At 73.5% G+C, this 24,480-nt stretch carries 23 protein-coding genes; 10 read left to right on the forward strand and 13 right to left on the reverse strand.

Annotated features, from left to right (window positions below):
- A partial coding sequence (locus tag VFO68_RS16105) for a VOC family protein (RefSeq protein WP_325159103.1) occupies nt 1-518 on the forward strand: 518 nt, incomplete at its 5' end.
- On the opposite strand, the gene VFO68_RS16110 is transcribed toward VFO68_RS16105, so the two are convergent.
- The 3 genes from VFO68_RS16110 to VFO68_RS16120 are packed head-to-tail and all read right to left on the reverse strand — an operon-like array spanning nt 515 to nt 4,230.
- Complete coding sequence (locus tag VFO68_RS16110) at nt 515-1,213, reverse strand: TIGR03089 family protein (RefSeq protein ID WP_325159104.1); 699 nt, start codon at nt 1,211-1,213, stop codon at nt 515-517. The two genes, VFO68_RS16105 and VFO68_RS16110, sit on opposite strands and share 4 nt — an antisense overlap.
- An 11-nt stretch (nt 1,214-1,224) precedes the next feature.
- Entirely contained in the window at nt 1,225-2,484 is a 1,260-nt protein-coding gene (locus tag VFO68_RS16115) for an LCP family protein (protein WP_325159105.1), read from the reverse strand.
- 42 nt (nt 2,485-2,526) lie between these two features.
- A complete protein-coding gene (locus tag VFO68_RS16120; RefSeq protein WP_325159106.1) occupies nt 2,527-4,230 on the reverse strand; it encodes an LCP family protein in 1,704 nt (567 codons plus the stop codon).
- Nucleotides 4,231-4,365: 135 nt separating this feature from the next.
- Here VFO68_RS16120 and rfbB point away from each other — a divergent pair, with 135 nt between their 5' ends.
- The 3 genes from rfbB (at nt 4,366) to VFO68_RS16135 (ending at nt 7,710) form a co-directional block, all read left to right on the forward strand.
- Nucleotides 4,366-5,358 (forward strand): dTDP-glucose 4,6-dehydratase, encoded by a 993-nt coding sequence (rfbB, locus tag VFO68_RS16125; protein ID WP_325159107.1) that lies wholly within the window; start codon nt 4,366-4,368, stop codon nt 5,356-5,358.
- Nucleotide 5,359: 1 nt separating this feature from the next.
- A complete protein-coding gene (gene rfbD, locus VFO68_RS16130; protein ID WP_325159108.1) occupies nt 5,360-6,259 on the forward strand; it encodes a dTDP-4-dehydrorhamnose reductase in 900 nt (299 codons plus the stop codon).
- 62 nt (nt 6,260-6,321) lie between these two features.
- Nucleotides 6,322-7,710, forward strand: a complete 1,389-nt coding sequence (locus tag VFO68_RS16135; protein WP_325159109.1) for a hypothetical protein — start codon at nt 6,322-6,324, stop codon at nt 7,708-7,710.
- Here the strand turns inward: VFO68_RS16135 and VFO68_RS16140 are convergent.
- The 4 genes from VFO68_RS16140 to VFO68_RS16155 all read right to left on the reverse strand — a co-directional run bounded on the left by VFO68_RS16140 (nt 7,687) and on the right by VFO68_RS16155 (nt 13,435).
- Nucleotides 7,687-8,772, reverse strand: coding sequence for an alcohol dehydrogenase catalytic domain-containing protein (locus VFO68_RS16140; protein ID WP_325159110.1), 1,086 nt, complete (start codon nt 8,770-8,772; stop codon nt 7,687-7,689). The genes VFO68_RS16135 and VFO68_RS16140 overlap by 24 nt on opposite strands.
- Nucleotides 8,773-8,791: 19 nt before the next feature.
- The gene (locus VFO68_RS16145) at nt 8,792-9,904 is read right to left on the reverse strand and encodes a glycosyltransferase family 1 protein (RefSeq protein WP_325159111.1); all 1,113 of its coding nucleotides are present in this window, start codon (nt 9,902-9,904) and stop codon (nt 8,792-8,794) included.
- Nucleotides 9,897-12,437, reverse strand: coding sequence for a glycosyltransferase (locus tag VFO68_RS16150; RefSeq protein WP_325159112.1), 2,541 nt, complete (start codon nt 12,435-12,437; stop codon nt 9,897-9,899). The genes VFO68_RS16145 and VFO68_RS16150 overlap by 8 nt, the downstream gene beginning before the upstream one ends.
- Nucleotides 12,438-12,508: 71 nt before the next feature.
- Nucleotides 12,509-13,435 (reverse strand): glycosyltransferase family 2 protein, encoded by a 927-nt coding sequence (locus VFO68_RS16155; RefSeq protein WP_325159113.1) that lies wholly within the window; start codon nt 13,433-13,435, stop codon nt 12,509-12,511.
- 24 nt (nt 13,436-13,459) lie between these two features.
- On the opposite strand from VFO68_RS16155, the gene VFO68_RS16160 reads away from it, so the two are divergent.
- The 3 genes from VFO68_RS16160 (at nt 13,460) to VFO68_RS16170 (ending at nt 16,645) form a co-directional block, all read left to right on the forward strand.
- Entirely contained in the window at nt 13,460-14,569 is a 1,110-nt protein-coding gene (locus VFO68_RS16160; protein WP_325159114.1) for a glycosyltransferase family 1 protein, read from the forward strand.
- A gap of 72 nt (nt 14,570-14,641) precedes the next feature.
- Nucleotides 14,642-15,772, forward strand: coding sequence for a glycosyltransferase family 1 protein (locus VFO68_RS16165; protein WP_325159123.1), 1,131 nt, complete (start codon nt 14,642-14,644; stop codon nt 15,770-15,772).
- A 15-nt stretch (nt 15,773-15,787) separates the two neighbouring features.
- Nucleotides 15,788-16,645 carry a glycosyltransferase family 2 protein gene (locus VFO68_RS16170; RefSeq protein ID WP_325159115.1) on the forward strand — a complete coding sequence of 286 codons (858 nt, stop codon included), beginning with the start codon at nt 15,788-15,790 and terminating at the stop codon, nt 16,643-16,645.
- A gap of 90 nt (nt 16,646-16,735) precedes the next feature.
- Here VFO68_RS16170 and VFO68_RS16175 read toward each other — a convergent pair whose 3' ends face one another.
- The gene (locus VFO68_RS16175; protein ID WP_325159116.1) at nt 16,736-17,146 is read right to left on the reverse strand and encodes a hypothetical protein; all 411 of its coding nucleotides are present in this window, start codon (nt 17,144-17,146) and stop codon (nt 16,736-16,738) included.
- A gap of 90 nt (nt 17,147-17,236) precedes the next feature.
- Nucleotides 17,237-18,343: a mannose-1-phosphate guanylyltransferase gene (locus VFO68_RS16180; RefSeq protein ID WP_325159117.1), complete on the reverse strand. Its 1,107-nt coding sequence runs from the start codon at nt 18,341-18,343 to the stop codon at nt 17,237-17,239.
- Nucleotides 18,344-18,383: 40 nt separating this feature from the next.
- On the opposite strand from VFO68_RS16180, the gene VFO68_RS16185 reads away from it, so the two are divergent.
- Complete coding sequence (locus VFO68_RS16185; protein WP_325159118.1) at nt 18,384-19,295, forward strand: DNA-3-methyladenine glycosylase 2 family protein; 912 nt, start codon at nt 18,384-18,386, stop codon at nt 19,293-19,295.
- A gap of 10 nt (nt 19,296-19,305) precedes the next feature.
- On the opposite strand, the gene VFO68_RS16190 is transcribed toward VFO68_RS16185, so the two are convergent.
- The 4 genes from VFO68_RS16190 to VFO68_RS16205 are packed head-to-tail and all read right to left on the reverse strand — an operon-like array spanning nt 19,306 to nt 22,960.
- Nucleotides 19,306-19,845, reverse strand: a complete 540-nt coding sequence (locus VFO68_RS16190; RefSeq protein ID WP_325159119.1) for an NUDIX hydrolase — start codon at nt 19,843-19,845, stop codon at nt 19,306-19,308.
- Nucleotides 19,842-21,185, reverse strand: a complete 1,344-nt coding sequence (locus tag VFO68_RS16195) for a coenzyme F420-0:L-glutamate ligase (RefSeq protein WP_325159120.1) — start codon at nt 21,183-21,185, stop codon at nt 19,842-19,844. Before VFO68_RS16195 ends, VFO68_RS16190 begins: the two co-directional genes overlap by 4 nt.
- The gene (gene cofD, locus VFO68_RS16200) at nt 21,182-22,147 is read right to left on the reverse strand and encodes a 2-phospho-L-lactate transferase (protein WP_325159121.1); all 966 of its coding nucleotides are present in this window, start codon (nt 22,145-22,147) and stop codon (nt 21,182-21,184) included. Before cofD ends, VFO68_RS16195 begins: the two co-directional genes overlap by 4 nt.
- Nucleotides 22,148-22,198: 51 nt before the next feature.
- Nucleotides 22,199-22,960 (reverse strand): site-2 protease family protein, encoded by a 762-nt coding sequence (locus VFO68_RS16205; RefSeq protein ID WP_325159122.1) that lies wholly within the window; start codon nt 22,958-22,960, stop codon nt 22,199-22,201.
- A 277-nt stretch (nt 22,961-23,237) separates the two neighbouring features.
- Between VFO68_RS16205 and VFO68_RS16210 the strand changes: the two genes are divergently transcribed.
- Nucleotides 23,238-23,501: a WhiB family transcriptional regulator gene (locus tag VFO68_RS16210; RefSeq protein ID WP_325159124.1), complete on the forward strand. Its 264-nt coding sequence runs from the start codon at nt 23,238-23,240 to the stop codon at nt 23,499-23,501.
- Between the two features lie 54 nt (nt 23,502-23,555).
- On the forward strand, nt 23,556-24,480 hold a 925-nt coding region (locus VFO68_RS16215; protein ID WP_325159125.1), incomplete at its 3' end, for a glycosyltransferase family 2 protein.

Consider the following 24,480-nt stretch of genomic DNA (forward strand, 5'->3'; position numbering starts at 1 on the left):
GGACCGTGGCTGGCCGGCCGTGGCTGGACGGGGGCGAGCGGTGGCTGGTCGAGGTCGAGGATCCGGCCGGCAACCGGATCGGCGTGGTGGCTCCGGTGCACACCGCGCGTCCGCAGACCATGATCTCGGTCCGGGATGTGCAGGCGTCCAGCCGGTGGTACCAGGAGGTGCTCGGGCTGCACAGCGATCACGGCGGGACCGAGTACGAACGGTTGCTCGCGGACGGAACGCTGGTGCTGCAGCTACATCAGCGCGATGTCGAGCACCATCACGGGAAGATCGGTGACCCGGACCGTGAGGTCGGCAACGGGGTGCTGCTGTGGTTCGGCGAGGTGGCCGACTTCGACGGCGCGGTCGCCCGTGCGGAGAAACTCGGCGCGCCCGTGCTGCGCGCGCCGCACCGCAATCCGCCGGAGGGCCAGGGAAACGGGCCCGGACACCGAGAGGTGTGGATCCAGGATCCGGACGGGTACACCGTCGTCGTCGCGAGCCCGGACGGGGAGGCCTGGGAGCCCTAAAGGTCCACGGTGGTGCGTTCGGTCTTGCGGTGGGTGTCGAGCAGGCCGGGGTCGGGGTTGGTGACGTGGACGAGGGAGGCGCCGCCGGCCAACGGGGTGAGCAGCGCGGTCAGGATGCCGTCCGGGATGGTCCAGGGGTGGGTGGACAGCGCCCGGGACTCGCGGGTGAGGGCCAGCGCGGTGGCCCGGGAACGGGCGGCGGCAAGGGTCTCGTCGACGGTGTGGCCGGCGAGCGCTGGGGTGGTGCCCGGAACCGGGTCGATGGCAAGGAAATCGTCGGCGTGGATGCGGCATTCGGCGATGTAGTCCAGCGTCCCCTCGGGCGGGGTGCCGAGGTCGCGGCCCATCGGGTGCAGCGAGGCGACCGCGACGACGCCGGGCAGGGCGGCCGAACCGGGGGCGGTGAAGGTGATCGCCGCCGATGACGGGTCGGGGGTGACGTGCGCCCCGCACCACCAGGCGCCGAGCAGGATGCCGGCGGTCTGCCAGTGCGCCGGCAGCAGCACCGCCACGTCCGTGCCGGGCTCGACGTCGTGCTCCTCGGCCAGCCAGTTGGCCGTCTTGGCCGCCCAGTTCGCCAGCGTGGCAACGGAAAGCTCGACCCGGGAACCGGTGGTGTCGTCGTACTGGGTGATCAGCGGACGGCCCGGCGCGGTGGTCAGCAGCGGACGGAGCAGCGCCTCGGTGATGCTCAACGACTCTCCAGTCAGTCGATGCAGGGAACGGCCTTCCGCCCGCCATTCAACGACAGCGGCCGGGGGCCGAGCAGACCGGGGGTGGCCGGAGCGGACACCGTGACCGGGGCCGGGGTGGACACCGGGGCCGGCGGCGGCGGCGCGGCGCTGGTCGCCAGCGCCGCGATGAAGCTCTTCACCGCCGCGAGGTCGACGGTGATGATGCTCTGCCCCCGGTCGTTGCGGGCTCCGACGCCGGTCACCGGGATCGTCACGAACTGCACCTGCCCGGAGGCCAACGCCTGCGCCTGGTTGACCAGGTCGAGGAAGTGCAGCCCGGGATCCATGATCACGGTCTTGGACACCGCGTCGGCCAGCTCGCCGAGCTTGGCGTTGTCGGTCAGCATCCCGCCGGAGAGCACCTTGTTCATCGCCGAGGACAGGAAAGTCTGCTGACGCACGATCCGGTCCAGGTCGCTGCGGGGCAGGCCGTTGCGTTGCCGCACGAACGACACCGCGTCGGCGCCGCGCACGGTCTGCGGTCCGCGCCGGAAGTTGGCCCCGGAGTCGGGATCGGAGGTGGCATGGTTCAGGCACACGTCGACGCCGTCGATGACCTCGGTGAGCAGGTAGAAGCCGTAGAGCGTGATCTCGGCGTAGTGGTCGATGCGCACGCCGGTCAGGCCCTGCACGGACTGCACGAGGGCGGACCGGCCGGCGGCGTCGGACTCCCGCTCGATCTTGGTGCGGTCCTTCTCGCCGGCGGCCACCAGGCGCTCGGCGGTCTTGGCCTTGGTCACACCGAACGCGCCGTTGATCTTCTCCTCGCGCCAGTTCGGCACCTGCACGTAGGTGTCCCGGGGGATCGACACGGCGTAGCCCTTGCCGCCGCCGTCCGGAAAGCGCAGCAGGATGAGGGTGTCGGTGTTGAGCGTTCCGTCGGTGGCCTCGGTGCGCAGCTCCTTGAGCAGCCGCTCGGGCAGCGGGCGGCCCTGCAGGTCGGTCCGGGTGTCGCTGCCGACCAGCAGGATGTCGTTGGCCCCGTCGCCCGGATCCGGTGCGTCCGGCGCGGCCTGGGCCTGCGCGAGCGCCTCGGTCGTGTTCACGCTGTCCTGCAGCCGGTCCACCTGGGCGTAGACGACCGCGGAGCCCGCCACGACGGCGATCGAGACCAGCGTGACCAGCACCCGGACCATGACCAGCAGGACCCGGGAGAACCCCCGGCGGCGCGGAGGTGGCTCGTCGAGCACGCCGATCGCCGCGAACAAGTCCGTAGGTGCCTCGTCACTCATTTGCCCACCTCCCTCCCTCAATCAGGTTAACCGGGACGGGTGTTAGTTCACGCAGGTGAGGCGGCCGGCGACGATGGGCGTGGGCTGCGCAGACGTGCTCGGCGTGCTGGTGGGTGGCCCGGGTGTGCCGGACGTCACCGGCTGGCGCCGCGCCATGCCCTGTGGCGCGCCGCCCGGGTAGTCCGTGCCGAGAATCACCCGGACGTGTCCGGCGGGCAGACTGAGGTCGGGCTCCAGCGCCAACTGCCGGTCCAGCGCGCCCGCGACCAGCTGGGCGCTGTACTGCTCCCCGGCGCCGTAGCGCACCACGGAGACCTCCTGGATCGACACGTCCCCGGTGGCGCCGCGCTGGAACCCCTGTTGGACCAGGCGGTCCTGCACGGTCGTGGCCAGGCCCCGGGTGGCTGTGGCGTTGCGCACCTCGACGGTGATCGCGGCGGGCTGGCGGATCTGCGGCCCGGCGCCGGTCTCCTCCAGCGTCGGGCGCGGGGCCTTGGTCGTCGTGGTCGTCGTGGTGGTGGGCACGGGCGGACCGGCCACCGGCGGCTCGTCCGCCGGCGTCGACACCTCGGGCGCGAGCCCGTCGCTGGTGAGCCCGGCCACGAACCGGCGGACCTGGTCGGGATCGACCCGGATCACGTCGGCGCCGCCGATCCGCGCGCCGCCCTGCGTCGGGATCGTGTAGAAGTCGATCGCCCCGCTGGACAGGCCCTGCATCTGCGCGGCGAAGGTGCCCAGCTGCCAGCCGTTGCCCAGCACGACCGACCGCTGCACCGCGCCGACCAGCTCCCGGGTCTTGCTCGGGCTGGTCAGCATCTCCGCGGAGAGCACCTTGTCGGCCAGCGCGCCGAGGAACACCTGCTGGCGCACGATCCGGTCCAGGTCGCCGTTGGGCAGGTCGTAGCGCTGGCGCACGAACGACAGCGCGGCCGCGCCGGAGATGGTCTGCAGGCCCTTCGGGAACGACGCGCCGGACTTCGGCTCGTCGACCGCCTCGTTCAGGCACACCTCGACGCCGCCGATCGCCTTGGTGATCTCGTAGAAGCTGGCCAGGTTGACCTCGGCGTACCGGTCGATGGTGACCGCCCGGCCGATCAGGTTCTCGATCGTGGCGATGAGGTTGCGCCGTCCGATCGCGGCGGCCTGGTCGTCGAGCTGCTTGCGGTCGGTGACCTGCTTGGCCAGGTCCCGCCGGGCGTCGTTGTAGGCGTAGGCGAACGCCGAGTTCAGCTTGTGCTTGCCGAACCCGCCGGCGATCTCCACCCAGGAGTCGCGCGGGAAGGAGAAGGCGACGGCGCGGGTCCCGTCCACCGGGATGTGCACCAGGATCATCGTGTCGGTGTTGCGCTCGCCGTCGTTGAACCCGGCGTGCAGCATGTCCAGCACCTCGCGGGGCAGCGGGTTGCCGTAGGCGTCGGTCCGGCTGTCCATGCCGACCAGCAGGATGTCCACCGCGCCGTCCAGCGGCACCCGGGTGTCGGCGACGTCGTGGTCGATCACCTCGGTGGTGACGGTGTCCTCGGCGATGTCGCCGCCGACGGCGTACCAGCCGTAACCCGCGGTGAGCAGCACGGCGACCGAGGCGAGGCCGGCCACCGCCCGGCCGGTGCCGAGGCCGACGGTGCGGACCAGGCCGCGCCTCGGCGGCGGGTCCTCGGGTAACGGAGGCTGCGCCTCCGGCTCTTCGGCCGCCTGCGCGGGCGGCTCCGGGCCGGCCGGATCCGTGTCTTCCGCACGCTCGTCCACGCGCTCACCGTCCCCCGGTCACGTCGGCCTCCACGATACTGATCGGAGTGTGAAAACGGCGCTATCAGCGGCCGCTACCGAGTAGTACGCAACGGCCCGCACCGAGGTTTGCCCGGCGCGTGAAACACTCTGCGGATGCGAGTGTTGGTGACCGGCGGTGCCGGGTTCATCGGTTCGAACTACGTGCGGCGCGCCCTGACCGGCGCCTACCCCGCGGTTGCCGACGCGGAGTTGGTCGTGCTGGACAAGCTGACCTACGCCGGCAACCTGGCGAACCTGGCGCCGGTGGCGGACAGTCCCCGGCTGCGGTTCGTGCGCGGCGACGTCTGCGACGCCCGGCTGGTGTCGGAACTGATGCGCGGCATCGACCAGGTGGTGCACTTCGCCGCCGAGTCCCATGTGGACCGTTCGATCCAGGGTGCCGCGGACTTCGTGCTGACCAACGTGGCGGGCACGCAGACCATGCTGCAGGCCGCGCTGGACGCGGGCGTCGGCAAGTTCGTGCACGTGTCCACCGACGAGGTGTACGGCTCGATCGAGCACGGATCCTGGCCGGAGACCCACCCGCTGGAGCCCAACTCGCCGTACTCGGCCTCGAAGGCGGCCGCGGACCTGCTGGCCCGGTCGTTCCACCGCACGCACGAGCTACCGGTGTGCATCACCCGGTGTTCCAACAACTACGGGCCGTACCAGTACCCGGAGAAGGTCATCCCGCTGTTCGTGACGAACCTGCTGGACGGCCGGAAGGTGCCGCTGTACGGCGACGGCCTCAACGTGCGGGACTGGCTGCACGTGGACGACCACTGCCAGGGGATCGCGCTGGTGGCCGACGGCGGCCGGCCGGGCGAGATCTACAACATCGGTGGCGGCACCGAGCTGACCAACCGGGAGCTGACCGCGCGACTGCTCGCCGAGCTGGACGCCGACGAGTCGATGGTGCAGCCGGTGATCGACCGCAAGGCGCACGACCGGCGCTACTCGGTGGACATCACCAAGATCACCGAGGAGCTGGGGTACCGGCCGCGGGTCGACTTCGCTGCCGGCCTCGCCGACACCGTGCGGTGGTACCGGGACAACCGGCCGTGGTGGGAGCCGCTCAAGGAGTCCGCCGCGCTGCCGGAGATCTGAGGTGGCCGCCGGGATCGCCGTCCTGGTACCGGGCGGCAGCGGGCAGCTGGGCGCCGAGCTGGCGGCGCGGGCCGGTGCGGGGCAGGACATCCGGGCGGCGAGCCGGGCCGAGCTGGACCTGACCCAGGCCGGCGCGGTGATCGAGGCGGTGACCGCCCTCGCCGAGCAGGCCACGCGGGACGGCCGGCTGCCGATCGTGATCAACGCGGCGGCCTACACCGCGGTGGACGCCGCCGAGACCGACCAGGACCGGGCGTTCGCGGTGAACGCCGACGGTCCGCGGGTGCTGGCCGCCGCGTGCTCGTCGCACGGCGTGCCGCTGGTGCACGTGTCGACCGACTACGTGTTCCCCGGCGACGGTGAGCGGCCCTACGAGGTGGACGACCGGGTCGAGCCGCGCTCGGTGTACGGGCTGACCAAGCTGGCCGGCGAGGACGCCGTGCTCGGGTCGGGCGCACAGGCCTGGGTGGTGCGCACCTCGTGGGTGTACGGGGCGCACGGGACCAACTTCGTGCGCACCATGATCCGGCTGGCCGGCGAGCGCGACACCGTGTCCGTTGTGGACGATCAGCGCGGATCTCCTACCTGGACCGGGGATCTGGCCCGCGGTCTGTTCGAACTGGCGGGCCGGATCACCGCGGGTGATCCGCCCAAGCAGCGGCTGCTGCACTGCACCGGCGGCGGCGAGACCACCTGGTTCGGCCTGGCCCGCGCGGTGTTCGAGGAGCTGGGCACCGACCCGGACCGGGTGCGGCCGGCGAAGACCGCCGACGTCCCCCGCCCGGCCCGGCGCCCGGCGTACTCGGTGCTGTCCAACGACTCCTGGCGCTCGGCCGGCCTTGCCGCGTTACCGGACTGGCGCCCGGCCCTGACCGCCGCGTTCGGGGAGCTCAACCCGTAGATATTTGTGAAGGTTTCGTGCGGTCATGATCACCTGCCGCTCCGGGGCCGTACCCTGCCGCCATGACGGATCTGGGGGCGCAGGCGGTCGTCGGCCGTGGTACGCGAGCGAGTGTGGTCGGGTTGTGTCTGGTCGCCGCGACGGCGCTGATCAACCCTTACCTGGTGCGGAACCTGGGCGGCACGAGCGTGCTCGTCGGTTCGTTCGCGGAGCCGGGCATCGGGAATCCGGAGTTCGTCCCGATGGTCGTGGGGGCCGGGCTGGGGATCCTGGTGAGCCTGCTGGTCCTGCGGCTCGCACCGGCGGCCGGCTGGATCGCCCTGCTGGTCGTCGGTACCGCGTTCGCCCTGCTCGCGGAGCTGTCGTTCGTGGACACCTTCGAACGCGACATGAGCACGACCGAGTTCATCGGTTCGGCAGCGGCGGCGCTGGTGACCTTCGGTCTGCTGGGTGCCGGTGGGTGGCTGCTGCACGCGGCGGGCGTCGGCGCCGCCGCCCCGGTCATCGCGACACCGTTCGTCGCGCCGCTGCTGGCCTTCGCGCTCGTGGCGGTGATGATCGGCAACCGTGGCTCGCTGCAACCCACGGGCGTGACGCTCGGCGTGGTCGGCCTGGTCGCGGCGGCCGCGCTGGTCGCCCTGGTGCCGGTGGTGCGCCGGGCAGCGGCGGACCCACCGGCCTGGCGGGTGTCCGTCGTCGGTGCGTTCGCCGCGCTCCTCGTGCTCGCACCGCGACTGTTGGCCCTGTCCGGCGCGATCGACCCGTACGACACCGCCTCGACCCGCGCGTTGAGCCAGGGCCTCGCCGGGGTGCTGATCTTCTTCGCCGCCCTGGGACTCACGGCGGCGCTGGGGATCCGCCCACTGGTCGCCGCGCTCGGCATCGCCCTGGTGACCTACGGCGCCACGGTCGCGGTCAACCTGCTCAGCACGAACCTGCCGGTACCGGTCGCCGGTCCGGCCAGCCTTCGGTCGATCGCCGACGTGGTGGCGTGTCTGCTCGGCGTCGGGCTCGGCGCGGCCGCGGCGCACGCCCGGTGGTTGCCCTGGTGCGCGGGGGCGGCGTGCGCGGTGACCGCGGTCGTCACCACCGCCATGACCGTCCTGGCCGACCCGCAACCAACCCTGGTGCCGGAGGCGCTGCGGTTCGTACTGCTCGTGCTCGTCGTCTTCGCGCTGGTGACCGCCGTCGCCGGGGCGGCCGGGGCGATCGGGGCGGGCGCCCTGGTTCCGGTGGTGCTCGGCCTGTGCGCCGGCGCGATGCTGACCGGCATGGAGGGCGCCAACGCGGTGGTGCTGAACCGGACCGCCGTCGCCACCCTGGGCGTGCAGACGTGGTTCATCCTGCTGGGGGTCGTTGCCGGGTGCGTCCTGCTGGTCGGCGGGGCGCTGATCCTGGTGCTGCACCGGTTCAACGGCCGGGTGGCGTCAGGCGTCGAACACCAGCAGTGAGCGGGCGCCGACGCCGGACTCCATGCGGCGGAAGGCATCGGCCACGCCGGTGAGGTCGATCCGGTGGGACACCAGTGGTTCCAGGTCGAGCTGACCGAGGCTGATCTGCTCGGCCAGCCACGGGATGTCCCGGTCGGCGTCGCCGGAGCCGTACACCGAAACACCGATGGTGCGGGCGAAGTGGTACACCTCGAGGGCGCTGATCGACACCGGGTCGTCCTTGCGGCCGACGCCGACCACGGTCACCCGGCCGCCGCGGCGCACCGCCGACCAGGCCGCCTTGATCGTCGCCGCGCGGCCGACGCACTCGAATGCGTGGTCCGCGCCGCGCCCGCCGGTCAGCGCCCGGATCTGCTTGTTCTGCGCGTCGGACGCGGCGACGAAATGCGTGGCGCCGGCCCCGATCGCGATCTTCTCCTTCTCCGCCGAGACGTCCACGGCGATGATCGGACCGGCTCCGGACAGCCGCGCGCCGGCGATCGCGGACAGCCCGACGCCACCCAGTCCGATCACCACGACCGACTCTCCGGCCCGCACCCGCGCGGTGTTGCGCACCGCCCCCACCCCGGTCAGCACCGCGCAGCCGAGCAGCGCGGCGAGATCCAGCGGAATGCCGTCGGCCAGCGGCACCACCCCCGCCGCGGGCAGCACGACCTCCTCGGCGAACGCGCCCACGCCCATGGCCAGATGTGTCGGCGTGCCGTCGGCCAGCGCGCCGCCGGGCAGGCTGGCCACCCCTTCCACGGTCTTGCACAGGTACGGCTCGCCGGCCAGGCAGAACCAGCAGTGCCGGCACGGCGGCGCCCAGTTGACCACCACCCGGTCCCCGGGGCCGACCTTGGTGACGTCCGCGCCGACCTCGGCCACCACCCCGGACGCCTCGTGCCCGAGCACCAGCGGAAACGACGGCCGCAGCGTGCCGTTGGTCATCGACAGGTCGGAGTGGCAGATCCCGGCCGCCGCGACGCGCACCCGCACCTGGCCGGGACCCGGCGCGGGCAGGGTGATGTCGGTGACCTCGATCTCCGCGCCCGACCCGGAAACCACCGCCGCTGCAACCACAGTTACCTCCCGCTGTCGGTCAATTCGCAGATGTCCCAGAGGCACGCCGGTAGGCGGCGACGGTCAGTTCGGCGCACCGGCGCCAGGTGAACGAGCCGGCGTGCGTACGCCGGGTGGCCAGTGCCGACAGCGGCAGCGGCTCGCTGATCGCGGTGGTGATCGCGGCGGCCATGGCTTCGCTGTCGCCGAACGGAACCAGTGTCGCGTGCCCGGCGCTGACCTCGCGCAGCGCCGGCAGGTCGGAGCACACCACCGGGACGTCGCAGGCCAGCGCCTCCAGCACGGGCAGCCCGAACCCCTCGTCCCGGGACGGCAGGATCAGCGCGGACGCGCCGGCGACCACGCTGCGCAGGTCCACATCGGACAGATAACCGAGGGCGCGGACCCGGTCCCGGCCCGGGGCGTGGCCCGGCCCGACGAGCACCAGCGGCGGCAGGTCCGGGGCGGACTCGTGCGCCTTGAGCAGCCAGTCGAGTGCCTTGCGCGGACCGGCCGAACCGACGAACAGCAGGTACTCCCGGGGCAGGCCGATCCGCTTGGCCAGCGCCTCGCTCGGCGGCCGGGCGGTGAACCAGGCCGGGTCGACGCCCAGCGGGGTCACGGTGATCTTCTCCGCCGGGATCTCCAGCCGTTCCTCGATGGTCCGGGCGACGGCGGCGGTGGGGGTGCACACCACCGAGGCGCGCCGGGCCGAGATCCGGACCAGGTCCGGCAGCCGCGCGTCGCTGGGCGCCAGATCGTCCGGGGAGTCGAGGAAGGCGAGGTCGTGGATGGTGACCACGCCGGCCGCCCGGGCCGCGGCCGGCAGCACGAAGTTGGTGCCGTGCACCACATCGGCGAACCCGGCGAACAGCTCCACCGGAGGAAACGGGCCATGCAGCCAACTCCAGCGCAGCAACCGGGCCGGCACCGGCATGCCGCGGGCCTGCGAACCGTGCGGCAGCACGGTGCGCAGCCGCCGCCAGCCACGCAGCGTGAACGCCACCGCCCGCATCTCCACATCGTCCAGCGAGGCCAGTTCCTCGGTCAGCGCCGCGGTGTAGCGGCCGATCCCGGTGCGGGCGCCGAGCAGCGGCGTGCCGTCCAGCAGCACGCGCAACGGTCGGCGGGCGAAGCGGCGCGGCCTAGCCATCCGGCTCACTCCGCTGACCCCACCGCTGCCGGGTCACCCGCCGGACCCGGCCCACCGCCCGCCGGGCCAACTCGGTGGGGCCGCCGAGGTCGAGATACTCCCGGACCAGCGCCGCGTCCCGGCGCAACACCGCCCGGGGGCGCAGCGGGCGGTTGCGCACCAACGGTTCCGAACCCGGCAGCCGGTCCGGCGCGGGCACCGGGTTGCGGCAGAAGGCGGTCAGCGGGGCGAGCACCGTGTCCCAGGTGAACCGCTCGCGGACCACGGCGATCCGGTCCCGGGCCGCCCGGGCGAACTCCTCGTCGTAGAGCGCGGTGCGCAGCGCCTCGGCCAGCGCGTCCGGGTCCTCGGCCGGGACGACGACGCCCAGCCCTTCGGCGCGCACCAACTCGGCGAACGAGTCGCCGTCCGTGGTGACGATCGGCAGCCCGGTCCAGAGGTAGTCGAGCACCCGGGTGCGAAAGGCGAAGGTGGTCTCCACGTGCTCGAAGTGCGTCGTCACCCCGCAGTCCGCGTCGAGCAGCCAGTTCTGCCGCTCGGTGTAGGGCACCCAGGTCTCGTTGAAGAACACGTGCCGTCCGGTGAGCCCGAGCCGCTCACCGAGCGCCCGGGTCTGCACCCCGATGTCCATGTCCGGCACCTCGGGGTTGGGATGCCGCATCCCGAGGAACACCAGCCGGACGTCGTCGTGCCGCCGGGAAAGCCGGTCGATCGCGTGCAGCAGGGTGAGCGGGTCGAACCAGCTGTAGACGCCGCCGGCCCACAGCACGACCTTGTCGCCGGGGCCGATGCCCGGGATCCCGCCCCGGATCGGGGAGGTGGTGCGGTGCGGGGGTTTGCCGGGAAGTCCGAACGGCGCCACCGCGAGCAGCTTGCGCACGGTCGGATCGGTGTCGTACACGGCGGGGGTGATCCGGCCGAGCGCGGCGAGGTGGCCGAGCCAGAAATGCCGCTGCCGCTCGGAGGCGCAGAGGAAGAAGTCGCCGCGCAGCAACTGGTTGTTGAGCACCTTGGTCACGCCGAGCAGGTCGAGCTCGCGCTGCTCGTCGGTGACCGAGTCGCTGAGATCGCGGCCCTGCTCCAGTAGCTCCAGGTGCATCGGGTCGTACATGTCGCAGACCACGATCTTGGTCGAGGCCCGCTTCTTCAGCGCGGGGGCCAGTTCCAGGGTGTGGCCCTGCAGCACGACCACGTCGGCCCAGTCGACGTGCCCGCCGATCTCGGAGCGCGCCGCCCGCGCGACGGCGAACGGCGCCTCCGGCGGCACGCAGTGCGGGTTCACCGTCACCAGGCGGACCTCGTGCTCGGCGGAGAGCACGTCGGCCATGTTCCAGGCCCGGATCGCCGGGCCCGCCATCCGCTCGGCGATGGCGTCCCCGGTGAGCACCAGGATCCGCCGCCGCGCGCCGAACACGTCCTCCAGGCCGAACACGTCCACCAGCACGTCGTGTGCGGCCAGGTAGCGCGGCAGCGGGTAGGCCGGCTCCATCGCCTTGCGCATCAACGGGATCAGGTCGGCGTCGGAGCGGACCCGGGCGGCCTGCTCGGTTTTGCGGGACGCGGCCAGCGCCGGCAGCATCTCGACGAACTGGTCGATGGCGAGCACACCGGCGAGCGTGGTGCGGGGTACCGGCACGGTCGGCGACTCGGCCGCCGGGTCGGCCGGGCGGTTGACGATCTCGAGCTGGGTGGGGTCCAGCTCACCGCGCGCGGTCGCCCGGCGCACGGCCAGGGCCAGCGCCGCCGGCAGCACCGCGGCCAGGGTCCGGTCGGAGAAGTTCTTGTACAGCGTGGCCAGGGCGTTGCGCTCGAGCAGGTACAGCTCCCGGGCGGAGTCCGGTGAGTCCACTGTGGACATCGAGGCGTGGTGCCGGTGGTAGGCCAGCGAGCGTGGCTCGTAGCGGACCCGCCAGCCACGCAGGTTGAGCCGCCAGCCGAGGTCGACATCCTCGTAGAACATGAAGAACCGCTCGTCGAAGCCGCCGAGTTCGGCGAACACCCCGGCCCGGACGAACATCGCCGACCCGGTGCCGAACAGCACGTCCCTCGGGGCGTCGTGGCCGGGGCCGGCCGGCTGCCCGGCATGCCGCTTGTAGCCCATGCCGAACCAGGTCAGCCCGCCGTCGACGAAGTCGATGGTGCCGCCGTCCCAGTCCAGCACCTTGCTGGCCACCGCGGCCACGGTCGGCTCGTCGCGCAGCACCGCGACCGCCGCGGCGGCCCAGTCCGGGTGGGGACGGGCGTCGTTGTTGAGGAAGGCGAGCACGCTGCCCGTCGCGTGCCTGGCTCCCAGGTTGCAGCCCCCGGCGAAGCCGAGGTTCGCCGGCGCCTCGACCAGTTCGACCCCGGGCAACCCACGCAACCGCTCCGCGCTGCCGTCCCCCGAGGCGTTGTCCACGCAGATGATCTGCAGCGCGTCGGCCGGGTAGTCCAGGTCGTCGCGCAGCGCGCGCAGGCAGGTCGCGGTGTCCTCGGCGCCGCGGTAGTTCACCACGATCACCGAGACGGTGGGCGGCTGCGCGGGGTCCGGCACACGCACTCCTCGGTACTCGGTTGTGCATAGCCTGCCTCATGGCCGCCCGGGCTGTGACGCCAACCGGACTTTCACCGGGCGAAGGTGTGCCAGATCTCGTTCCTGGGCACCGTCGCCCGCCGGCCGATCCGGCCGCGGTCCCGAAGCGCCCGGGGCAGCCGGACGGCAACCGCGCCGAGCACGCGCAGCCGCAGCCCCACCCGGAAGTTCGCCGCGGCCGGCACCGGCCGGCGGGCCAGCCGGCGCACCGGCAGCAGCAGGGTGATGGCGGCGAACCGGGCCAGTTCGCGGCCGGCCACCGCGGCCGGCGCGCACCGCAGCAACATGAGCAGGCGGTTGCGCTCGTTCCACAGGTGAAAGCTCGGCGAGCCGGGCCGGGTGCTCGCGCCGAGCACGTGCGCCGCCCGGGCCGCCGGCTCCGGGCGCACGGTCCAGCCGGCCAGCCGCAGCCGCCAGGCGGTGTCGGTGTCCTCGTAGTAGCAGAAGAAGCCGGCCGGGACGCCGCCAACGGCGAGCAGGGCCTGCCGGCGCAGCAGCGCGGCCCCGCCGCAGAACCCGAACACCTCGGCCTCCTCGGAGGTGTCGGCGCCGTAGCCGAGCGCGGTGAGCCGGACCCCGAGCGCGGGCGGTCCGCCCTCGGGCGGCAGCAGGGCCGAGCCCACCGCGGCGGCCGCCGGGTCGGCGTCCAGCGCGTTCTCCAGCGCGGCCAGCCAGCCGGGTTCGGGCGCGGCGTCGTCGTTGAGCCAGGCGACGAACTCGGTGTGCACGTCCGGCAGCGCGGCCGCGAGCCCGCCCGCGTAGCCGAGGTTGGCCGGCATCCGCAGCACGTCCGGCCGGCTGGGGTGTCCGGCGAGCAGTTCGGCGGTGCCGTCGGCGGAGGCGTTGTCCACAACGACCGTCCGCAGTGGACGGCTCTGCCCGGCCAGCGCGTCCAGGCACCGCCCGACGTGCGCCCGGCCGCGCCAGGTCACCACGAGGACGGTGGTCCGGACAGTCACGGGATGCGACCGTACCCTGGCCCGGTGCCGGAGCTCGTCGTGCTCGCCGAGCAGTTGCTCGCGCCGGTCCCGGGCGGAACCGGGCGCTACACCGCTGAACTGCTGGCCGCGCTGGCGGCGACCGCGCCGGCGGGCTGGCGGGTGGCCGGCGTCACCGCGTGGCATTCCGACGTCGCCCGCGCCGCGGTTGCCGGGGTGGCCGGACCGCGCCGGCTTCCGTTGCCGCGCCGGGGTCTGGCGGCCGCCTGGGAGCGCGGCCTGCCGCTGTGGCCGGGCGGGACGAGCGTGCACGCCCCGACGCCGCTGGCTCCGCCCGGCCCGCGCCGGGGCCGTCGGCTGGTGGTCACGGTGCACGACGCGGTGCCGTTCACCCATCCCGAGACGCTGACCGCGCGCGGTGCGTCCTGGCACCGCACGATGATCGCCCGCGCCACCCGGTGCGCCGACGCGGTCGTGGTGCCGACCGCCGCCGTCGCCGCCGAACTGCGCCGGCACGCGCCCGGTCCGGCGCCGGTACACGTGGTGCCGCACGGCGTGCCGGCGGCGCTGCTGGCCGAACCCGACCCGGCGCAGGCGGCCCGGGTGGCCGAGCGGCTGGCGCTGCCGGAGCGCTACGTCCTGGCCGTCGGCACCATCGAGCCGCGCAAGGGGCTGGACGTGCTGGTCGAGGCGATGGCCGGGGCCGGGGCGCCGGACCTGCCGGTGGTGGTGGCCGGCCCACCCGGGTGGGGCGGCGTGAACCTGGTCGCGATCGCCGAGCGGCACGGGCTGCCCCGGGAGCGGCTGCGGCTGCTGGGCCGGATCACCGACGCCGAACTCGCGGTGGTGCTGCGCCGGGCCGGCGTGCTGGCCGTGCCCAGCCGGGCCGAGGGCTTCGGCCTGCCGGTGCTCGAGGCGATGGCGGTCGGCGTGCCGGTCGTGCACTCCGACGCGCCGGCCCTCGTCGAAGTGGCTGGTGACACGACGGTGGTAACTCCCTACGGGGATGCCGCCGCCATGACGGTTGCGCTTCGTCACAGCGTTGACGGCGACACCGCCCAGCTGATCACTCGCGCCCGGCGGCGAGCGGCGGAATTTACCTGGTCGAGGGCGGCGGAAGCGGTCTGGCGGGTGCACACCGGCGTTACGTCCTGAACGATGTGTTCTATCCGGCAGTGTGCACCCCTTTGGTCGACGTAGTCTCAATGCGTGACCGCCGAACCACGGGTGCTGATCGACGCCACCGCCGTACCCGCGGAACGCGGCGGCGTCGGTCGCTACGTCGACGCCCTGGTCGCCGCGCTGGACGCCGACGGCGCCCCGGTCTCCGTGGTCTGCCAGCCGCGGGATGCCGAGCTGTACAGCCGGCTCGCCCCCGGGTCCCGGGTGGTGCCGACGGTGGAGTCCATCGCCACCCGGACCGCGCGCCTGACCTGGGAGCAGACCACGCTGCCCCGGCTGGTCCGCCGGCTCGGCGTGGACGTGCTGCACTCGCCGCACTACACCACCGCGCTGGCCAACCCGGCCGCCTCGGTGGTGACGCTGCACGACGCCACGTTCTTCACCGACCCGGTCCTGCACCACTCGATCAAGGCCAGGTTCTTCCGGGTGTGGACCCGCACCGCGCTGGCCCGCGCCTCGCTGTGCGTGACGCCCAGCGAGGCGACCGCCGCCGAACTGGTCCGGGTCGCCCGGGCCGACCCGCGGCGGTTACAGGTCATCCCGCACGGCGTGGACAGCGAGAAGTTCCACCCGCCCGCACCGGAGGAGATCCGGGCGGTCCGCGCCGTGACCGGGCTCGGCGACATCCCGTACGTGGCCTTCCTCGGCGCCCTGGAGCCACGCAAGAACGTGCCCGCGCTGATCCGCGGGTTCGCCGCGGCCACCCGCGCCCGGTCCGAGCCGGTCGCCCTGGTGCTGGCCGGGCAACCGGGCTGGGACCACCAGGTGGAGCGCGCGCTGGACGACGTGCCGCACCGGATCCGGGTCATCCGGGCCGGCTACCTCCCGTTCGACCTGCTGGCCGGGTTCCTCGGCGGGGCCGAGGTGGTCGCCTATCCCAGCCTGGGCGAAGGGTTCGGCTTCCCGGTGCTGGAGGCGATGGCCTGCGGCGCCTGCGTGCTGACCACCCGGCAGCTCGCCCTGCCGGAGATCGGCGGGGACGCGGTGGCCTACTGCGGGGTGGGCGCCGGAGACATCGCCGCCGGACTCGCCGAGCTGCTCGGCGATCCGGCCCGGCGGACCGGGCTGGCCGACGCGGCGCAGCGCCGGGCCAAGGATTTCCCGTGGTCGGCCAGCGCCGACGCGCACCGCGCCGGCTACTCCCGAGCCCACTGGATACACCGCCGGGGTCGCTAGGGAGAATGCCTAACCGTGACGGACCCCAAGTACGGTGACGAGCTGGCGGTGGTCACCGTCACCTACTCACCCGGTGAGACGCTCGACCGGTTCCTGGACACCCTGGGCAAGGCGACCGAGCGCGATGTGCGGGTGATCCTGGCCGACAACGGTTCCACCGACGGGGCACCGGAGCGGGCCGCCGCCGAACGGGACAACGTGATTCTGGTGCGTACCGGGGGAAACCTCGGCTACGGCGGCGCCGCCAACCGCGGGGTCGCCGAACTGGGTCCCGAGTACGGCTGGGTGGTGGTGGCCAACCCCGACCTGGAATGGGACGACGGCGCGCTGGACACGCTGCTGGACGCGGCCGGGCGCTGGCCGACCGGCGGCGCGTTCGGTCCCCTGATCAAGAACCCGGACGGCACCACCTACCCGTCCGCGCGGCTGCTTCCCTCGCTGGGTAAGGGAATCGGGCACGCGGCGCTGGGCCGGATCTGGCCGGGCAACCCGTGGACCACCGCCTACAAGCAGTCCGACACCGAGGTCGCCGAGCGGCCCGCCGGCTGGCTGTCCGGCTCCTGCCTGCTTCTGCGCCGGGCGGCGTACGAGGCCGTCGAGGGCTTCGATCCGCGCTACTTCATGTACTTCGAGGACGTCGACCTCGGCGACCGGCTGGACCGCGCCGGGTGGCGCAACATCTACGTCCCCGCCGCCCAGGTCACCCACATCCAGGGCCACTCGACGGCCAAGTCGTCCGACCGCATGCTGCGTGCCCACCACGACAGCGCCTACCGCTACATCGCCGACCGGCACACCGGCTGGCGCTGGGCGCCGATCCGCGCCGCCGTCCGGGCCGGGCTCGCCCTGCGGCTCAAGCTCGAAACCCGCTGAGCAGTGGCATCAATGCGCGCGCGATCGGATCTGCGGGGCAGGCCAGCGCCAACGGGCCGGCGCTTGGCGGGTTGACGGCTGGGGCGCGCGCTAGCCGTCGAGGCGCTGGGACAGGCTGGAACGCCGGGCCGGCGGCTGCTTGACGGTGGGGATCAGACCCTCGACGCGCTCCGGTTCCGGGTCGGGCGCCACCGGCGGGGCCCAGCTCAACGCCGCCGCCGCCGGGCGGGCCGGCTCGGACGGCCGCCGCGGCGGCGGGCTGGCCAGCGACTGGGTGGCCGCCTCCTGCGCGATGGCCGGCAGTTCCTCCTCCGGCCGGACCGCGGGGATCGACAGCGTGGACTCCGGATCACCCCGGTCGATCGCCGACACCACGGTGCGCGGAATCTGCAGGGTGCTCGCGGCGTCCATCGGCGAGGTGGCGCTCTCAGGCGTCACCACGTACGCGCCGCGCGCGCGGGCCCGGGCCAACGCGGCATCCGCCCGCTCACGGGGGTCCATGTATGACCTCCTGCCTCGACCGAGCGACCTGCGCTGCCAGAGTATTCCTATCCCACGGCCGCCGTCAGGAAAAGGCGGGAAACCGCGGGATCAGACCAGCCCATCGTGGCCGCGCTCGCGCAGGATCTCCGTGAGTTTCTTGATGTCCTGGGCCCGGTCCCGCCGGCAGACCAGCACCGCGTCCGCCGTGTCGACCACGATCAGGTCGGTCACGCCCAGCGTCGCGACGAGCCGGTCGGACGGCACCACGATCACGCCCTCGCAGTCCACCGCGAGCACCTCGGCGCCGGTCCCACCGCGCACGTCCACCACCCGGGAGCCGGACTCGTCCCGGCCGAGCAGCTCACCGAGCGTCTCGAAGTCGCCGATGTCGCTCCAGCCGAAGTCGCCCGGCACCGTGCCGACCCTGCCGTCCTCGGCGGCCGGTTCCATCACCGCGTACTCCACGGCCACCTTGGGAATCTCCGGCCAGATCTCGGCGAGCACGTCGCTCTGCCGGTCGGTGTCCCAGGCCTGCGCGATCAGCCGGATCGGCTCGTAGACGTCCGGGCGCCGGGCGGCCAACTCGGCGAGGAACACCTCGGTGCGCCACAGGAACATGCTGGCGTTCCACAGGTAGCGCCCGGACTTGAGGTACTCGGCGGCCACGTCGGCGCTGGGCTTCTCCTTGAACTCCAACACGTTCTGGATCGCCGAGGCGCGCGGCGGCTCGCTGCAGCGCAGGTAGCCGTACCCGGTTTCCGGGCGGGTCGGGGTGATCCCGATGGTCATCAGCGCACCGTCCCGGGCGCCGGCCACCGCCCGCCAGACCACGTCGGCGAAGGCGGCCGGGTCGGCGATCAGGTGGTCGGCGGCGAAGGAGGCCATCACCGCGCCCGGGCTGCGCTTGTCGATCACGGCGGCGGCCAGGGCGATCGCGGCGCACGAGTCGCGCGCCAGCGGCTCGACGAGGATGTTGCGGTCCGGCAGGTCGGGCAGCTGCCGGGCGACCGAGGCCGCGTGCGCGGTGCCGGTCACCACCAGCAGCCGCTCCGGCGTGCAGAGCGGCGCCAGCCGGTCGTAGGTCGCCTGCAGCAACGACCGGTCGGTTCCGGTCAGCGGGTGCAGGAACTTGGGGTTGCCCGCGCGCGACACCGGCCACAACCGGGTGCCGCTACCGCCTGCCGGCACGACTACGTGCAGTTCCGTCGAGGTCACCCGGCTCACTGTAGCCAACCGGCGGGTAGCGTCAGGCGCCGTGGCCGAGAGTTCCGAGCGCACCTGGACCCCCGGTTTCGTCCTCGACATCCCCGGGCTGCTCGCCCCGTTGCGCCGTGGCGCCGGCGATCCGACGCTGCGCTGGGACCCCTCCGGCGTCGTCTGGCTGGTGACCAACACCACCAGCGGGGTCGGCACCCTGGCGCTGCGCCGCCCGACCCGCGAGGTGGTCGCGAACGCCTGGGGCCCGGGCGCCGCCGAACTGCTGGACGGCGTCCCGGCGCTGCTCGGCGCCGCCGACGACGACACCGACTTCGAGGCGCACCACCCGCTCATCGCCGAGACCCGCCGCCGCCATCCCGGCCTGCGCCTGGGCGCGGTCGGCCGGGTGTGGGACGTGCTGTTCGCCGCCGTGCTGGAGCAGAAGGTGACCGGCCACGAGGCCCGCCGGTCCTGGCGCGAGTTGTGCCGCCAGTTCGGCACCCCGGCCCCCGGCCCGGCCCCGGCGGGAATGTTCGCCCCGCCCACCCCCGCGGCCACCCTGCGCATCTCGGACTGGCAGTGGCATCGGGCCGGCCTGGACGGCGCCCGCCGCCGCACCGTGATCGCCGCCGCCCAGGTGGCGCACCGCCTGGAAGGCGCGGTCGCCCTCCGCGGCGAAGCGGGCCGCGCGTTGCTCCGCAAGGTCCCCGGCATCGGGGTGTGGACCGCCGCCGAGGTCGCCCAACGCGCCTGGGGCGACGCCGACGCCGTCAGCGTCGGCGACTTCCACATCCCCTCGATCGTCGGCTATGCCCTGCTGGGCCACAAAGTCGACGACGACGGCATGCTCGAGGTGCTCGCCCCCTACGCCCCGCACCGCCACCGCGCGGTCCGCTACATCGAGGCCAGCGGCTTCCGCAAACCCCGCTTCGGTCCCCGCTTCGCACCGCGCGACTACCGGGCCCTGTAACGGTTCGGCGCTAAGGCCGCGCCGCGGCCAGCATCGCGGGCAGTCCGCTGGCGCCGGTGGGGTCGGGTGGTAGCGCGGTTACCGGCCACCACTGCAGGTCCAGCGACTCGGCGCTGCGCACCGGTTGCGCCCCAACGGGTGCCCGGACCCGGAAGCGCACGTCGAAATGCCGGGTGGGCACCCCGAGCGAGCAGGTGATCGGGTGCACGTCCAGGTGCACCGGGCCGGACTCGAGCCGCAGGCCGGGAATGCCGGACTCCTCGACCGCCTCGCGCAGCGCGGCGCCGGCCAGCGTGGCGTCCAGGGGTTCGCAGTGGCCGCCCAGTTGCAGCCAGGCGCCCACCCGGGGGTGCAGGGTGAGCAGCACGTGCTCCCCGGCGGCGTCCAGCACGATCGCCGACGCCGTGATGTGACCGGCGGCGCAGGATCGTTGGCACGCATCGGGTCTGGCCGCCAGGAAGCCGAGAAACGCCTGGCGGAGCGACTCCTGGCCGGGCTCGGCGGGGCGCCAGGCCGAGAGCACCGCGACGGTGTCGGCGTGCAGCGTCACCGGACCACCAGCCGGTCGTCCGGGCCGTTCGGCGGACGGGGGGTGAGCGGGCCGTCGGCGGGATGACCGATCGCGACCGCGCCGAGCGGCTCCCAGTCCTCCGGCAGGTTCAGGATCTCGCGCACCACCGGCGGGCAGAAGATCGTGGAGGACACCCAGCACGAACCGAGGCCCTCGGCGGCCAGCGCGACCAGCAGGCCCTGCACGGCGGCGCCCGCGGCGACGGTGAACATGACCCGTTCGGCCCCGGTCCGCCGAGGGTCCGGGTAGTCGTGGGCGCCGTCCATCACCAGGAACGGCACCACGATCTCGGTCGCGCCATAGAGCAGGTCGCCGCGGGCCACCCGGCGCTCGATCCGGTCGTCGGACATGCCGTCGCCGCGCAGGTCGGCCCGCCACGCCGAACGCATCGCGTCCAGCAGCCGGGTCCGCCGCGCCCGGTCGGCCAGGTGCACGAACCGCACCGGGCGGGTGTGGTGCGGGGCGGGCGCGGTCAGCGCGGTGGCCACCGCCCGGCGCAGCGCGGACTCGTCCACCGGGGTGTCGTCGAAGGCGCGGACCGACCGGCGCAGCAGCACGGCCTCCCGCCGGCCCTGGTCGACCGCGAGGTCGGTGCCCAGCCGGAACAGGTCGTCGGCGGCCGGGCGCACCAGGTCCCGGGCGCCGCCGGGGGAGCCGTCCAGCCGCAGGCCGCGCAGTACCGCCACCGGCACCCCGCCGAGCTTGCCCTTCACCAGGTCGGCCGCCGCGGCGATCTCGTCGGCGACCGCCATCTCGGTGACTTCCAGTTCGTTGCCGTGCTGGTCGACCTGCCCGGCGTAGCGGTGCAGCACCCGCAGCCCGGACGCGCCGATCGCCACGTCGGTCTGACCCACCCGCCAGGCCCGGCCCATGGTGTCGGTGATCACCACGGCCACCTCGACGCCGAGCCGTTCCCGCAACCCGTTGCGCAGCGCCAGCGCCGAGCCGTCCGGATCGGCGGGCAGCAGCGCCAGCTCACCACCGGACACGTTGGACGCGTCGACACCGGAGGCGGCCTGCACCAGGCCGAGCCGGTTCTCGGTGATGAGGGTGCGGCCGCGCTGGGCGAGCACCCGCACCGACTCCTCGAGCACCAGCTTGCGCCGGGCGGCGTCGCGCGCCACCGGGTCGGACGGCACGCCGATCAGGTTGCCCTCGATCTTGGAAACCACCTTGCTGGTCACGACGACCACGTCGCCGGAGCGCAGCCAGCGGGCGGCCCGCGCGATCGCGCCGGTCAGGTCGTCGCCCGGCCGGAACTCCGGCAGCCCCTCGACCGGCAGGATCTCCAGCTTTCCCGGCGCCTCGTGCCCCGTCACGGTTTCACTCCAGCCAGATCGAACGCGGCGCGGACCATCTCGGCGGTCGCGTCCACAGTGGACATCAGCAGCGGCACGGCGCGCACCTCGACGCCTGGCACGGTCGCGGTGTCGGTGGCGTGCACCAGCCAGCCGTCCAGCACGCCGCCCGCCGAACGGGCGCCGTAGTGCCGGCCAACGGCCTGCGCGGTGGTCTCGACGCCGATCGCGGTCAGGCAGGCGTCGGCCATCCCGCGAACCGGCCGGTCCTGCACGATCGGCGAGATGCCCACCACCGGTGCGTCGGTCTTGGCCAGCGCCGGGCGCAGTCCCGGGACGGCGAGCACCGTGCCGACGCTGACCACGGGGTTGGACGGGGCGAGCAGCACCACGTCGGCGGCGGTGATCGCGTCGACCACCCCGGGTGCCGGGGCGGCCTGCTCGGCGCCGACCGGGACGATCGAGTGCGCCGGCAGTTCGGCCTTGTGCCGCACCCACCATTCCTGGAAGTGGATCGCGGTGCGCTCACCGGTGTCCGGGTAGTCCACCAGCACGTGGGTCTCCACCCGGTCGTCGGTCATGGGCAGCAGCCGCACCCCGGGACGCCAGCGGTCGCACAGCGCCTCGGTCACCGCGGAGAGCGGGTAGCCGGCCCGCAGCATCCGGGTGCGGATCAGGTGCGTCGCGAGATCCTTGTCACCCAGCCCGAACCAGTCCGGGTCGGCGCCGTAGGCCGCGAGTTCCTCCTTGACCGTCCAGGACTCGCCGGTGCGGCCCCAGCCGCGGACCGGGTCGATCCCGCCGCCCAGGGTGTACATGCAGGTGTCGAGATCCGGGCAGATCCGCAGTCCGTGCAGCCAGACGTCGTCCCCGGTGTTGACGATCGCGGTGATCTCGTGCGCCGGGTCCGGCCCCAGCGCCGCCTTGACTCCGAGCAGGAACCGGGCTCCGCCAACCCCGCCGACGACGACTACGACCCGCATGGCCGCGATACTGCCACGGTGCGCCGGCCGCCCGCCGTCGGAGCCCGGGCGCTACCGCTGCCAGAAGAAGAAGATCTCCCGCCCGACGGAGGCCAGGAAGCCGGTGCCGCCGAGCGTGGTGAACACCAGGTCGGCAATCTTGAAGAACCCGCGCGCCACGTCCGGGATGCCGATCAGCACGGCGAACAGGACCAGCGGCGCCCACGGGCGGGCCTTGGCGCCGATCCGCTGCGCCTGCGGGGACAGGTACGGCTCGATGGCGCCCCAGCCGTCCAGGCCCGGGATCGGCAGGATGTTCAGCACGAACGCGAAGATCTGCAGCAGGGCCAGGAAGGACAGCGCGGAGGCCAGACCGAGGCTGGGATCGAACAGCTCCACCGAGATGATCAGTAGCGTGCCCAGCGCGAGGTTGGACAGCGGGCCGGCCAGCGAGACCATCGTCTCCACCGCCCGCGAGCGCAGCGCGTGGTGGTTGATCCACACCGCGCCACCGGGCAGCGGGATGCCGCCGATGGCCAGCAGCACCAGCGGAATCACCAGGCTCAACACCGGATCGGTGTACCGGCGCGGGTCCAGCGTCAGGTAGCCCTTGAAGTACACCTCCCGGTCGCCGCCGCGGTAGGCGACGATCGCGTGGCCGAACTCGTGCAGGCACAGGGAAACTCCCCAGCCGCCGAGGACCAGCAGCACGGTTCCGGTGGTGACGGTGACCCCGCCCAGTTCGTCCCCGACGGCGGCGAGCACGCCCCCCAGGACGGTGACGGCGAGGATGCCGAGGAACACGGGGGACGGCCGCACCATTGATCGCTGCACGGTTCCAGTGTGGCAAATGCCCGATCGGGCATTCGCGCACCTCGGCGACCGGCCGTGGGTGTGTGGGTCCGCTATACCCCATCACCCACATAGGTACCGGACTTGACTCGCCGAGATCACACGGGTGTAATCACATCGATGTCATTCGTCGTCGAGGGTCGGCGAGTGGTGTCCGCCGGGCCGGGGAGTGCGGAAGGCGAGGAGGCGGACCGTGGTGAATGTAACCATTGGCATACCCACCGACGGGAGTCGCGTCGTGGAGTGGGGGGAGCACGCTCTGGAGGAGCTGAGCGTCTTCGCCGAACTCTTCGACGAGACCGAGGAGCAGGAGTGGCAGGAACGCGCCCTGTGCGCGCAGACCGACCCCGAGGCGTTCTTCCCTGAGAAGGGCGGCTCCACGCGGGAGGCCAAGCGAATCTGCCAGGGCTGCGAGGTACGCGACGAGTGCCTCGAGTACGCCCTGGCGCACGACGAGCGGTTCGGCATCTGGGGCGGGATGTCCGAACGCGAGCGTCGCCGGCTGAAGAAGCGCGCCGGCTGAGCCAACCCGGGTCCCCGCCGAGGCCCGGGCCACTGGCAGGCTCTCCCAGTGCCAGTGCCCCGCTACGGCTCGCGCACCACGACCCCGGCGCTGCGGACCGCGCCCGTGCTCGCGGTGCTGGTGTGCCATGACGGCGCGCCCTGGCTGCGCCTGGCCTTATCCGCGTTGCGCCGCTCGGCGCCGCGGCCGCGACACGTGCTCGCCGTCGACACCGGATCCACCGACGAGACCCCCCGGCTGCTGGCCGAGGCGGCCGAGGGTGCGGACCGGGTGCTCGACGGGGTCATCACCATGCCGCCCGACACCGGGTTCGCCGCGGCCGTGCACGCCGCCGTGGCCAACGCCATGGACCGCTGGGGGGAGCCGGGCGGCTGGATCTGGGTGCTGCACGACGACTGCGCGCCCGAGCCGGACTGCCTGGCCAACCTGCTGACCGCGGCCGACCTGGCCCCGTCGGTCGGCGTGCTCGGGCCGGTGGCGCTGGACTGGAACGACCCCCGGGTGGTGCTGGAGGCCGGGCTGTCCACCGACGCCGCCGGCCACCGGCAGACCGGACTGGGGCCGGGTGAGCTGGCCCGGGACTTCCAGCAGAGCACCGAAGCGCTCGCGGTGTCCTCGGCGGGACTGCTGGTGCGCCGGGAACTGTGGGAGCGGCTGGGCGGGTTCGACCCGGAGATCCCCGCCATGCGGGAGGACATCGACTTCGGCTGGCGGGCCAACCGGGCCGGCAGCATCGTGCTGTGCGTGCCGGCCGCCCGGCTGCGGCACGCGCGGGCGGTGTCGGCCGGCGACCGTGACCTCGACGTGCGCTCGCCCGGGCTCGGCTCGTCGGCGCGGGCCCTGGACCGGGCCTACGGCCTGCGCACCTTCCTGGTGAACTGCTCGGCCCCGGCGTTCCTGCTCGGCCTGCCCCGGCTGGCCGGGCTGTGCCTGCTGCGCGCGCTCGGGTTCGCGCTCGGCCGTCGCGGCGCGGAGTGCC

It is taken from the genome of Actinophytocola sp. (assembly GCF_035712165.1).
Taxonomy (GTDB): Bacteria; Actinomycetota; Actinomycetes; order Mycobacteriales; family Pseudonocardiaceae; genus DASYTH01.

Coding starts and splice junctions, on each gene's coding strand:
- VFO68_RS16115 (WP_325159105.1), bottom strand. CDS start 2,484: ATGAGTGACGAGGCACCTACGGACTTGTTCGCGGCGATCGGCGTGCTC.
- rfbB (WP_325159107.1), top strand. CDS start 4,366: ATGCGAGTGTTGGTGACCGGCGGTGCCGGGTTCATCGGTTCGAACTAC.
- VFO68_RS16135 (WP_325159109.1), top strand. CDS start 6,322: ATGACGGATCTGGGGGCGCAGGCGGTCGTCGGCCGTGGTACGCGAGCG.
- VFO68_RS16145 (WP_325159111.1), bottom strand. CDS start 9,904: ATGGCTAGGCCGCGCCGCTTCGCCCGCCGACCGTTGCGCGTGCTGCTG.
- VFO68_RS16175 (WP_325159116.1), bottom strand. CDS start 17,146: ATGGACCCCCGTGAGCGGGCGGATGCCGCGTTGGCCCGGGCCCGCGCG.
- cofD (WP_325159121.1), bottom strand. CDS start 22,147: ATGCGGGTCGTAGTCGTCGTCGGCGGGGTTGGCGGAGCCCGGTTCCTG.